The sequence below is a fragment of the Streptomyces sp. AC550_RSS872 genome (genome assembly GCF_019049285.1).
In the GTDB taxonomy this organism is placed as follows: domain Bacteria; phylum Actinomycetota; class Actinomycetes; order Streptomycetales; family Streptomycetaceae; genus Streptomyces.
Map to the genome: position 1 here is coordinate 1 of NZ_JAGMUL010000165.1, position 453 is coordinate 453.

General features: G+C 71.3%; 1 protein-coding gene and 1 pseudogene. Both read left to right on the plus strand.

What is annotated here, in order from left to right:
* Positions 1–245: pseudogene (locus tag KUM44_RS38240) on the plus strand (cytochrome ubiquinol oxidase subunit I); the annotation flags it as partial.
* Positions 242–453, plus strand: a 212-nt coding sequence (locus KUM44_RS38245; protein WP_217214380.1) for a helix-turn-helix domain-containing protein, incomplete at its 3' end; no start/stop codon positions are given. The pseudogene KUM44_RS38240 and the gene KUM44_RS38245, both read left to right, overlap by 4 nt.

Here is a 453-nt window from a genome sequence, read left to right on the forward strand (position 1 = left end):
CGCTCTTCGCCGTCGCGGGGAGGGCGTGGCGTGACAGGACCGGGGTGGCGCTGCGGTTCGACGTGCTGCCGAAGCGGGCGACCGTGCCGCTCACGCTCGGCCTGCCCGTGCTGCTGGTGGGGGCGGCGCTCGCGTTCCGTGTCACGGGACGGCCGGTGTGGCTGATCGCGGCCTCGCTGATCGGTGCCGCCGTGTCCGTTGGCTTCCATCTTGCCTTCGTCCGCCTGCACCGGAAGACCCCGTGAGCGCCGAGATGACCGACCGGCTGGAGGGTTTCGACGCCACCATCCATGCCCCGAACCGGCTGCGTATCTGCGCTCTGCTGGACGCGGCGGGCGAGGCGGAGTTCGGCCTGGTCCAAAAGCAGCTCGACCTCTCCGCCTCCGTGCTGAGCAAGCACGTCACCGTGCTGATGGGCGCCGGCTACGTCGAGCAGCGCAAGGCCGTCCGCGA